This window comes from Sulfitobacter sp. HGT1 (genome assembly GCF_013282155.1).
Classification (GTDB): Bacteria; Pseudomonadota; Alphaproteobacteria; order Rhodobacterales; family Rhodobacteraceae; genus Sulfitobacter.
In genome coordinates, this window is the sequence record NZ_BLWI01000010.1 from 260,672 (window position 1) to 271,463 (window position 10,792).

9 protein-coding genes are annotated in these 10,792 nt (G+C 60.6%); 7 read left to right on the plus strand and 2 right to left on the minus strand.

Going from position 1 to position 10,792, the window contains the following annotated elements:
- The first annotated feature begins 154 nt into the window (after nt 1–154).
- From HGT1_RS11285 to HGT1_RS11315, 7 genes are all read left to right on the plus strand, one after another.
- The gene (locus tag HGT1_RS11285) at nt 155–571 is read left to right on the plus strand and encodes a hypothetical protein (RefSeq protein ID WP_176250041.1); all 417 of its coding nucleotides are present in this window, start codon (nt 155–157) and stop codon (nt 569–571) included.
- Nucleotides 572–617: 46 nt separating this feature from the next.
- Nucleotides 618–2,849: an efflux RND transporter periplasmic adaptor subunit gene (locus HGT1_RS11290; protein ID WP_308791275.1), complete on the plus strand. Its 2,232-nt coding sequence runs from the start codon at nt 618–620 to the stop codon at nt 2,847–2,849.
- Complete coding sequence (locus tag HGT1_RS11295; RefSeq protein ID WP_176250042.1) at nt 2,846–6,025, plus strand: efflux RND transporter permease subunit; 3,180 nt, start codon at nt 2,846–2,848, stop codon at nt 6,023–6,025. The genes HGT1_RS11290 and HGT1_RS11295 overlap by 4 nt, the downstream gene beginning before the upstream one ends.
- 24 nt (nt 6,026–6,049) lie before the next feature.
- Nucleotides 6,050–6,391 carry a copper-binding protein gene (locus HGT1_RS11300; RefSeq protein WP_176250043.1) on the plus strand — a complete coding sequence of 114 codons (342 nt, stop codon included), beginning with the start codon at nt 6,050–6,052 and terminating at the stop codon, nt 6,389–6,391.
- Nucleotides 6,392–6,459: 68 nt separating this feature from the next.
- Nucleotides 6,460–6,885, plus strand: a complete 426-nt coding sequence (locus tag HGT1_RS11305; RefSeq protein ID WP_176250044.1) for a cytochrome c — start codon at nt 6,460–6,462, stop codon at nt 6,883–6,885.
- A gap of 22 nt (nt 6,886–6,907) precedes the next feature.
- Nucleotides 6,908–7,267: a copper resistance CopC family protein gene (locus tag HGT1_RS11310; RefSeq protein WP_176250045.1), complete on the plus strand. Its 360-nt coding sequence runs from the start codon at nt 6,908–6,910 to the stop codon at nt 7,265–7,267.
- 6 nt (nt 7,268–7,273) lie between these two features.
- Nucleotides 7,274–8,158 (plus strand): copper resistance D family protein, encoded by an 885-nt coding sequence (locus HGT1_RS11315; RefSeq protein WP_176250046.1) that lies wholly within the window; start codon nt 7,274–7,276, stop codon nt 8,156–8,158.
- A 42-nt stretch (nt 8,159–8,200) separates the two neighbouring features.
- On the opposite strand, the gene HGT1_RS11320 is transcribed toward HGT1_RS11315, so the two are convergent.
- Entirely contained in the window at nt 8,201–8,908 is a 708-nt protein-coding gene (locus HGT1_RS11320; protein ID WP_176250047.1) for a VIT family protein, read from the minus strand.
- A gap of 215 nt (nt 8,909–9,123) precedes the next feature.
- A complete protein-coding gene (locus tag HGT1_RS11325) occupies nt 9,124–10,785 on the minus strand; it encodes a ShlB/FhaC/HecB family hemolysin secretion/activation protein (RefSeq protein ID WP_176250048.1) in 1,662 nt (553 codons plus the stop codon).
- Between the last annotated feature and the right edge of the window lie 7 nt (nt 10,786–10,792).

The following is a 10,792-nucleotide window of genomic DNA, read 5'->3' on the forward strand; positions in this document are numbered from 1 at the left end:
TGCGCCAAATACATTCGCCCATCTGAATTTGTCTTTGACACAGATCAACTTGGCCGGAAAAATGCTGCCTATCGCGCGAAATGTTTCACCCCCGCCGCCTTTGATCACAAAGTTCTCACTTGAATTCCGCGCGCGCCAAAGAGATTAAGAGCGCATGAATGGTAATTTGCACAAATCAGGACCTTGGTCCAAGCTGCGCGGGATAGGATCGTTGGTCCTTGTCCTTGCCTTGCTGATGAATGCCATTTTGCCAAGCGCCGCTGTGGCTTCGCAGGACGCGCCAACGCTGCACCAGATGGCATCCGGTCCGATGGACCATGCCGGAATGGATCATTCGGCGATGGGTCATTCGTCGATGGCACCTGCCGCGCAGAGTACGATACCAGACCACAGCGATCACGAAAATACGGTGCATTGCATGTCCTCGGTCTGCTGCTTCCAGGAAGCATCCGTGCCTGTCGCCTCGGTCGCGTCAGACGCCTTCCTCACGAATGGCCAGCCGTGTGATTATCACAGCGGCCTGCCCTCATTCCCCCGCGAGACAAAAGACCGCCCTCCTCAACAGATTTGATGAATTTCGGGTGACTGCCCCTGCTTTGCGGGCAGCACATTTGTGATTGATCAAACACGGCTTCGCGAACGAGGCCGGTGTCGAGGTGACCATGCGTGGACGATATTCAGCCCTGAGTGTTCTTGCACTCTCTGTCGGTGTGGCAGGTGGCGTATTTCTGGAAAGACTGTATCTGAACCCGTCCGAAATGGCCGGAAACGGAGCGGATGAAATCTTGTATTGGGTCGCCCCGATGGACCCGAATTTCCGGCAACCCGGCCCCGGAAAATCGCCGATGGGGATGGATCTGATCCCTGTGATGGCGGGGCAGGAACCGTCGGGCGATCCCGCAGAAGTGACGCTGTCGCGCGCCGAGATCAACGCCATCGGGGTGCGCACGGCGATTGCACAGACCGCTGAAATCTCGCCGCGCATCGAAACCGTGGGCTTTGTGCGCTATGACGAACACCTGACCAGCCATGTTCACACCCGCGTTGACGGCTGGATCGAAAAGCTGAACCTGCGTGCTGTTGGCGATCCGGTGCGCAAAGGCGATGTGCTGTTCGAGATGTTCTCGCAGGTGATCGGGTCGTCCTCGGGGGATCTGATCCGCGCGCTCGAGGCCGGTGACCGCCGCATTGTTGACGCCGCCCGCAGCAAGCTCGGCAGTCTGGGCATGTCCGAACAGCAGATCAAAAAGGTTGAAGCCAGCCGCGAAATCGCCCGAAATATCCAAGTGCTTGCCCCGCAGGACGGTGTTGTCATTTCGCTCGAGGCCGCAGAGGGTATGTATTTGCAACCCGGCGTGAGGGCGATGTCGCTGACCGATACCAGTGCGGTTTGGCTGGTCGTTGATGTGTTTGAACGCGATATCGCGCGGTTGACCGATAACATGCAGGCAGTGGCGCAGTTCGAACATCTGCACGGGCAGGTCTTTGAGGGCAAAGTCGATTATATCTATCCCGAACTTGACGCAAAGACGCGGACCTTGCCGGTGCGTCTGCGCTTTGACAATGCAAATGGCCTGCTGCGTCCCAATATGTTTGGCACCGTCACCCTGACACCGAACCAGTCGCGCATGGCGCTGACCGTCCCGACCGAAGCGATTATCCGCACAGGGTCGGCCGAACGCGTGATCCTGAAAACCGGCGAAGGCACGTTCAAACCCCGCCTGATCACCACCGGCCTGCGCGACAGTTTCGGCGAAGGGGGCCGGACCGAAGTTGTACAGGGTCTTGCCGCCGGAGAAGAGGTTGTGGCCTCTGCGCAATTCCTGATCGACAGCGAAAGCGCGCTGAATGCGGGATTGATGCGCATGGCCCCGACCGATGCAACACCTGCACGCGGCACCGGCACATTGGTGGCGCTTGACGCCAAGACGCGGGTCGCCACGATCCGCCACGGCGCGCTCGAGGCGCTGGACTGGCCTGCCATGACATCGCGCTTTGCCATCCGTGCCGACCTAGCCCTTGATCGGCTTGCGGCGGGTCAGGACGTTGCCTTTCAGGCCGCGCGCGGTGCCGATGGCCTGCTCAGCCTGATCGCCCTTGGCAGCGACGATGGCATTGCTGCCACTGGCATGGGGCGTGTTCTGGCCGTGACAAGCGACGGCAAACTGACGATGGCCCATGACCCCATTCCCGCCTTGGGCTGGCCTGCGATGCAGATGGACATGGATGTCGCGGGAATTGATGCCGCCGATGTGCCGCTTGACCAGCCTGTGGAATTCGACCTGTCCAAGGGCGAAGACGGGTTGTTCACCATTGTTGCCCTGCGCAGCGACGCGATGCCTGAAGCTGTGGCTGAACCAACGCCTGAACCTGCGGCCCCACCCATCGTGGTTTCCGGCACGATTGATGCAATAGACCCCGCCACCGGAATGGCGACGATCACCCATGGCCCCATGACCCAGATCGGCATGCCGGGCATGACGATGGGCTTTGCCGTAGACCCCGCGCTGGATACGGCTGCTCTGGCCATCGGCCAGAAAATGACCCTGACATTCGCGCGCCCTGATGGCATGACCATGATCCTGTCGGCAGCCGACCCTGCCGCCCCGCCAATCGAGGTGACAGGCACGATCAATACCGTTGATCCGGCCGCAAGGATGGCGAACATCACCCATGGGCCGATGATGGATATCGGGATGCCCGGCATGACGATGGGTTTTGCCGTTGATCCTTTGGTCGATCTGGCCAGCCTGCCGCTGGGTCAGGAAATCAACCTGCTTCTCAGCCGCAATCCTGATTTCTCGATGACGCTGGTCGGGTTCGCCAAACTGTCGGGGGCGACCCAATGATCGCCGCCCTGATCCGCGCCTCTATCGCGAACCGGGTGATCGTGATTGCCTTGGCGCTTATGATGGCTGTGGCGGGGGTCTGGGCCATCCGCACGACCCCTGTGGATGCGATCCCCGATCTGTCGGACGTGCAGGTGATTGTGCGCACGTCCTATGCCGGTCAGGCCCCGCAGGTCGTCGAGGACCAGATCACCTATCCCATTACCACCGCGATGCTCGCCGTGCCGGGGGCAAGCGACGTGCGCGGCTTTTCGTTCTTTGGCGACAGCTATGTTTACGTCGTCTTTGAAGACGGCACCGATCTGTATTGGGCGCGGACGCGGGTGCTGGAATATCTGGGCCAGATCACCGCCAATCTGCCCGAAGGGGTGGCCCCCCAGCTTGGGCCGGACGCGACCGGTGTGGGCTGGATCTATCAATATGCCCTGATCGACCGCAGCGGCGGGCATGATCTGGCTGAACTGCGAACGCTTCAGGACTGGTTCCTCAAATACGAATTACAGACCGTCGATGGTGTCTCCGAGGTGGCCACGATCGGCGGCATGGTCAAGCAATATCAGGTCGTGGTCGACCCCAACAAACTGCGCGCCTATGACATCCCGCTGGCACAGGTCAGGGCCGCCATCCAGGGCGCAAACCGCGAAACAGGCGGCAGCGTGATCGAGATGGGAGAGGCCGAATTCATGGTCCGCTCGACCGGCTATGTTGACGAATTGGCCGACCTCGCCAAAGCGCCGTTGATCGTGAACGCGCGCGGTGCCGCCATCACGCTGGGCGATGTGGCCGACATCCGGCTTGGGCCGGAAATGCGACGCGGTGTGGGTGAATTCGAGGGCGAAGGCGATGCCGTGGGCGGCGTGGTGATCCTGCGGTGGGGCGGCAATGCGCTGACCACGATCAAGGCCGTCGAGGCGCGCATAGACGTCTTGCGCGCCAGCCTGCCCGAGGGCGTGGAGATCGTGACGACCTATAACCGCGCAGGCGTGATTGAGCGCGCGATTGAAAACCTGCAACACAAGCTGACCGAAGAATTCATCGTGGTTGTGCTGGTTTGTGCTGCGTTCTTGCTGCATTTGCGATCATCGCTGGTGATCCTGCTGTCGCTGCCCTTGGGTATCTTTGCGGCGTTTATCATCATGAAGCTGCAAGGGGTGAATGCCAATATCATGTCGCTGGGCGGCATTGCCATCGCGATTGGCGCAATGGTGGATGCGGCGATTGTGATGATCGAAGCCATGCACCGAAGGCTTGAGACCGAAAAGCTGACCAACAAGAACCGCTGGCGCATCGTGACCGAGTGTTGCGAGGAAGTCGGCCCCGCGCTGTTCTTTTCGCTCGCCATTATCGCGGTCAGCTTTCTGCCGGTGTTTGTGCTGGAAAGCCAGGAAGGCCGGCTGTTCAAACCGCTCGCCTTTACCAAGACCTATGCCATGGCCGCTGCCGCGATCCTGTCGATCACGCTGGTGCCGGTGCTGATGGGGTATTTCGTGCGCGGCCGGATCATCCCCGAACGCAAGAACCCGCTCAACCGGCTGGTGATCTGGGTCTACCGCCCCTTTCTGGATGCAGCGGTTGCGTGGCCGTGGGCGACGACCGTTCTGGCAGGTGTGCTGGTGGCGTCGATGGCGTGGCCCTTGCAGCGCATCGGGACCGAATTCATGCCCGAGCTGAACGAGGGTGATTTTCTGTACATGCCCTCGCTTTACCCCGGTGTGTCGATTGGCAAGGCGCGTGAGGTGCTGCAACAGACCGACCGCCTGATCGCGACCGTGCCCGAGGTGCTGACCGTGCATGGCAAACTGGGCCGCGCCGATACCGCCACCGATCCGGCCCCCTTGACCATGATCGAGACGACGATCCAGCTGAAACCCGAAGCGCAATGGCGCGCGGGCATGACGATGGACAAGATCCGCGCCGAATTGGACCGCGTCGTGCAGATCCCCGGTGTGACCAATGTGTGGATACAGCCGATCAAGAACCGGATCGACATGCTGGCCACGGGCATCAAAACACCGGTGGGGGTGAAAATATCTGGTGCCGACCTTGGCGTGATCGAACAGATCGGGATCGAGGTCGAACGCATCACGTCCAAAATTGACGGCACGACCTCGGCCTATGCCGAACGTCCCATCGGCGGGCGGTTCATCGAGATCAACCCCAACCGCGACGCCGCCGCCCGTTTTATGATGAGCGTGCGCGACATTCAGGACGTGGTGCAAACCGCGATCGGGGGCATGCAGGTGTCTGAATCTGTCGAGGGGCTGGAACGCTTTCCGATCAATCTGCGCTATCCGCAAGACTGGCGCGACAGCCCCGAACGCTTGCGCGATCTGCCGGTGGTCACGCCGTCGGGGGCGCATGTCCCTCTGGGGGCCCTGGCCGAGATCAGCATCGTTGACGGTCCCGGCATGATCCGGTCCGAAAACGCACGGCGCACGGGGTTTGTGTTCATCGACATCGCGGGCCGCGATCTGGGTGGCTATGTCGACGAAGCCCGCGCCGCCGTGGCCGCCGGTGTCACATTGCCGGCCGGCTATTCGATCACGTGGTCGGGGCAGTATGAATACATCCAGCGCATGCAAGAGCGGCTCAAGCTGGTCGCCCCTGCAACCTTGCTGATTATCACATTGATGCTGTTCATGGCATTCAACCGTGTGATCGAAGTCGGCATCATTCTGGCCGCCCTGCCCGTCGCATTGGCGGGGGGCGTGTGGTTCTTGTGGTATCTGAGCTTTGACATCTCGGTCGCCGTTCTGGTGGGGTTCATCGCCCTTGCCGGTGTCGCGGTCGAGACCGCTATCGTCATGCTGCTCTACCTCAACCTGTCATGGGAAAAGCGCCGCAAACTGGCCGCAGCCGAAGCGCGGGCGATGACCCCGCTGGACGTCGAGGAAGTTGTCTTTGAGGGCGCATTGCTGCGTGTGCGCCCAAAGGTGATGACCGTTGCCACGATCTTTGCCGGGTTGATCCCCATCATGTACGGCACCGGCACCGGATCGGAAATCATGCAACGCATCGCAGCCCCGATGCTGGGCGGTATGGCAACCGCCACGCTGCTTACGCTTTTCGTCATTCCGTCGATCTTTGTGATCTGGAAGCGGCTGGCCCTGAAACGGGTCAACCGCAGTTTGTTGCAGCCAGACGGCATCGCCGCAGCTGCCCACCCCGCCGAATAACACCCCAACCCGAAAGGACGATTTATGAAAACCCTCTCTCTCTTGATTTCTGCACTGACCCTGACCGCGCCCATGGCGATGGCGCAAACAAACCATTCGACCATGGACCATTCCAACATGCCGATGAGCGACGCACAGATCGAAGGCGCTGTTCACGCCAAGGCCATCGTCAATGCCATCGGTGACGGCACCGTCAATGTCAGCCACGAACCGATCCCCGAAATCGGCTGGCCTGCGATGACGATGGACATGGCCCTGACCCCCGACGCCGTCATCGACGGTGTTGCGCAAGGCGATGAGGTCATCTTGATGCTGATCAAGGGCGCGGATGGCATGTATGCCGTCAACGCCATGATGCCGGAATAAACGAACACGCGGCTGGCCGGGGTTATTCTCCGGCCAGCGCCCCTTTGAGTGAAATGGAAGACAACACAATGCGCATCAAAATCGCCGTGATCACCGCCGCCGTTGCGACCCTTGGGGGCCTGTGGCTTTTATGGCCGACAGTGTCAGAACCGGTGACCGAAACCACGCCGGGCGGTCCTATGGTCACCGTAACCCTGCCTGCATCACTGAGCACGCGCGAGAAGATGGGCGAAACCGCATTCAACGCCAGCTGCGCGGATTGCCATGGCACCAACGGTGCCGGACGTGACGGCATCGCCCCGCCGCTGATCCACAAGATTTACGAACCCGGTCATCACGGCGATATATCCTTTGAGCGGGCCGCCCTGTACGGGGTAAAATCGCACCACTGGACTTTCGGCGACATGGCCCCGGTCAAGGGGCTGACCGCCGCAGACATCGGCACAATCGTGGCATATGTTCGCGCGGTGCAACGTGCTAACGGTATCAACTAGACTGTTTTAAAAGGAATTTGCCATGAGACGCCCCATAACACTTGCCGCGGTTTTCCTGTTTGCCCTGACCTTTGCAGCGGGCCAGACCGCCGCACATTCCAAAAAGCAGGCGACGGTGCCAGCGGATGGTGCGGTCCTCGCAATATCGCCCGAAACCATCGCCATGACCTTTGACATGCCCCTTCGCGTGACCCTGATTTCCTTGCGCGACCAAGACGGTACGGACCACGCGTTGACACGCAGCGATAACATGCAACCCGTCAGCGATTTTGCCGCCACACCGCCCGCGCTTTCGGCGGGTACATACACGGTGGAATGGCGCGGTCTGGCAGCGGACGGGCATCCCATGCAGGGCCAGTTCAGCTTTGACATCGCCGAGTAGAAGGCCATGTTGGATGCAATAGCAGGGGCCGACGCGCTGGTCTGGATCGCGATCTGCGTCAAGGCGCTGGTCTATGCCACGTCCCTGACTGCAGCAGGGTCCGTGTTGTCCTACGTCTCATTGCGCCCCCTGCCCGCCGTTGAGCGCGGGTGGCTTGTGCGCCTTGCGGTGTTCTGCGCGCTTGCAGCGGCGGTTTTGTCAGTCGCGCGGCTGCCCCTGCGGGCCAGCTTTTTGATGGGCGGCACCTGGGAGGGTGCTTTTGACCCGATGATTTTGACAATGGTCGCGCAAAGCCCGCTGGGGACAAGCATTGCCCTGCGCCTCCTCGGGCTGGCGCTTGTTCTGGCGCTGCTGATCCCCGCGCGCATCGGAACTGCCCTGTCGGTGATCGGCGCAGTGCTGGTTGCCGCGTCCTTTGCGTTTCGGGGGCACGCGCTGGCCGAACCGCGCATCGTGCTTGGCCTGCTGATCACCCTGCACATTGTGACCGTGGCGTTCTGGATCGGAGCCTTTGCGCCGCTTTACCGGCTTGCGGGGACGGATCGGGCAACTGCGGGGATGCTTGCCCATCGTTTCGGCCAATCTGCCGTCTGGTTTGTCGGGGTGCTTGCGGTGTCGGGCGTGGTCACCTTATGGCTTTTGACGGGCACCCCCCTGACCGCGATCACCACAGCTTACGGGCAGCTTTTCATCCTCAAGATCGGCAGTTTTACGGCGCTGCTGGGGTTGGCGGCTTGGAACAAGCTGCTTTTGACACCCGCGTTGCTGCGCCAGGATCAGGACGCCGCGGTAAAACTGCGCCGTTCCATCGCGATCGAAGCCGTCCTTGTCGCGCTTATCCTTCTAACCACCGCAACGCTGACAACGGTGACTGCCCCAGCGGGGATGTGAAGGGGCGGTCTGATCGGGTTTACCGCCCCCCGATTGCCGCCCTTAAACGCTGACCCCAAAGAGATGCCCCACAGCGGCCGTGATGGCCATGGCAGCGGCCCCCCAGAACAAGACGCGGGCCGTCGCGCGCAGCTTGGGCGCGCCGCCGACTTGTGCGCCCAAAGCACCCAGACCGGCAAGACAGATCAAGGTCGCGATCACCACGGTCGGGATAATCTTGTCACTAGGTGCCAGAATGGCTGCGATAAGCGGCAGCGCCGCGGCGATGGTAAAGGTGAAGCCCGACGCAAGTGCCGCTTGCATCGGATTGGCCGCATGGACATCGGACAGGCCAAGCTCGTCGCGGATATGCGCGCCGAGCGCGTCTTTTTCGGTCAGTTCGCGTGCCACCAATTTGGCTGTTTCAAGCGACAGTCCACGGGCATGATAGATCGAAGCCAGCTCTGCTTCTTCGGCTTCCGGCGTGTCGATCAGGGCCTGCTTTTCACGCGCGATATCGGCGCGCTCCACATCCGATTGCGAACTGACCGACACATATTCGCCAGCCGCCATAGACATTGCACCCGCCGCAAGCCCCGCCGCCCCGGCCACCAAAATCGCATTCGGGCTTGGGTCCGCCGCCGCAACACCGACGATCAGGGATGAAACCGATACGATGCCGTCATTGGCCCCCAAAACAGATGCCCGTAACCAGCCCGAGCGATTGATGTAATGCAATTCTTCATGGGCGGATTCGTAAGGTAGGTTCATGGTGATCTCCTTTGAAAAGCTGGCTGCAACACGATTGGAGCATGATCCGAGAATAACGTGTCAGGCACAGGGATGTCCAACGCAACCCTTGATCCGCCCAAAACGAGGGCCAGAAACGCACACCCCGCCGCTGGCGACAGCGACGGGGGTAATGGCGGCGATCGGGCCACAGCGGGTTTGACCAAGCCCGCAACATGCAAACAGTGGTTAGACGATTAGAAGGCGCTAAGCGTCAGCATCCCCGAGATCACATAGTCGGACTGGTTGGTCAGCGACTCTTTGATCGGGGCCGCAATCGACAAGGTGCCGCTTGCGTATTTGCTGAAGCTGTAGTTCACGCCAAGCCCTGCCGAGATCAATGTGGTGTGGCTTGGGAAGGTTGAATAGACCTCGCCGAAATCCGCAAAGACAAACCCGTCCAAGGGCTTGCCCTTCACCTCGAACTGTTTGTGCAGTTCCGAGCTGACGTAATAGCCGCTATCGCCCGCAACACCATCTGCCGGATAGCCGCGCACCGTTGTCGGGCCGCCGATCTGGAACAGCAGGTTGCCGGGCAACAGCTTGTCGTTGGAATGTTGCCATGCCCCGGAGCCCACATAGGTCAGCCCGTTGGCAAAACGGTATTGTCCGTTGAACGACCCCGCCAGCAGAAAGATATCACGGTCGGTGCTGGCGATATTATCCGTTGATTTGGCGAATACGCCCTGAATTTGTGTGGCAACCGACCCGTTATCCCCGCGATAGGACAGGGTGACGCCGGGCGCGTATTTGACGGTCTTGCTGTCCACAAGCGGCACCCCTGCGGATGCAGATGTGCTGGTTCCGGCAAAGGCCGATGCCGTGCCAAGCACCGTCCAGCGGTCATTGATGAACAACGGGTGCGACAGGCTCAGGTCTGCCGATTTGGATTTGCCCCTGATATCAAGCACCGTGGTCGGCCCTGCAACAACAGCAATGTTGGACGCCGTGACGCTTGCGGCCAGACGTGTGCCATAGGTGTTGATCGGAAACTCGTAGCGCAAAGTGCCCGAAGAGCTGCCTTCGCTGAAGGACAGATAGGTCAGGAACGTATCGTCATTGCCCATGATGCCATAGCGACGGTAAAGCGCCGACAGCTGGACTTCGCCCGTGGAGGTAACGCCTTGGTTATCCACGTAAACCTCGAGCTCGGTTTTGGGCGGCTCCGTGATGCCAAGCAGCAGATCGGTATAGCCAAACTCGGCTCCGGGCTGCAACAAAAGCCGCAGCTGGGCGCGGTTGGTCGCGTTGAAAAGTTCAATGTCCTTGCTGGCGGTGGGCACATCAACGGTGGTGCCTTTGGCAAGGGTCACACGGTCAAAGACAAATTCATCTGTCGACGTGCGTTCACCGACCAAAGCCACATTGCCCAACTGCCCTTCGACCAACCGGATCTCGAGGTTGCCTGCATTCAGGTTCTGCGGCGGCAAGATCGCGGCCGCGGTGACGATACCCTTTTCGGCGTATAGATCGTTAACATCCCGGACCAGTTCGGAAATCTGCGAGAAATCCACCCGCTTGCCACGGTATTTCGCCGCGATCGGTGCCAGTTCTTCCTGTGTCAGAAAGGCAGACTCGGGCCCGATGGTGACGCTGCGCAGCAATACGGTTGGCCCGCCGCTCGGCGGTAGATCGCGGCGGTTGATCTCGTCTGTAATAACCCCCGGCCCTGACTGCCGCGTGCTCGAACCTGCGTCTTCCTGTTCAAGGCGGCGGCGGTTTTCATCGGCAATCCGGCTTTGGATGTTGGCTTGCTGCGCGGTAACCTGGGCGGATACGGGCGTTGGCAAAGCCATCCCCCCACCGATCAGGGCCGCTGCGGATGCATGAAAGAGAATGGTACGGATGCTATTTTGCATGAAGTAA

Excerpts from the sequence above, each read along its gene's own strand:
- HGT1_RS11285 (WP_176250041.1), top strand. The coding sequence starts at position 155 with ATGAATGGTAATTTGCACAAATCAGGACCTTGGTCCAAGCTGCGCGGG.
- HGT1_RS11295 (WP_176250042.1), top strand. The coding sequence starts at position 2,846 with ATGATCGCCGCCCTGATCCGCGCCTCTATCGCGAACCGGGTGATCGTG.
- HGT1_RS11300 (WP_176250043.1), top strand. The coding sequence starts at position 6,050 with ATGAAAACCCTCTCTCTCTTGATTTCTGCACTGACCCTGACCGCGCCC.
- HGT1_RS11305 (WP_176250044.1), top strand. The coding sequence starts at position 6,460 with ATGCGCATCAAAATCGCCGTGATCACCGCCGCCGTTGCGACCCTTGGG.
- HGT1_RS11310 (WP_176250045.1), top strand. The coding sequence starts at position 6,908 with ATGAGACGCCCCATAACACTTGCCGCGGTTTTCCTGTTTGCCCTGACC.
- HGT1_RS11315 (WP_176250046.1), top strand. The coding sequence starts at position 7,274 with ATGTTGGATGCAATAGCAGGGGCCGACGCGCTGGTCTGGATCGCGATC.
- HGT1_RS11320 (WP_176250047.1), bottom strand. The coding sequence starts at position 8,908 with ATGAACCTACCTTACGAATCCGCCCATGAAGAATTGCATTACATCAAT.
- HGT1_RS11325 (WP_176250048.1), bottom strand. The coding sequence starts at position 10,785 with ATGCAAAATAGCATCCGTACCATTCTCTTTCATGCATCCGCAGCGGCC.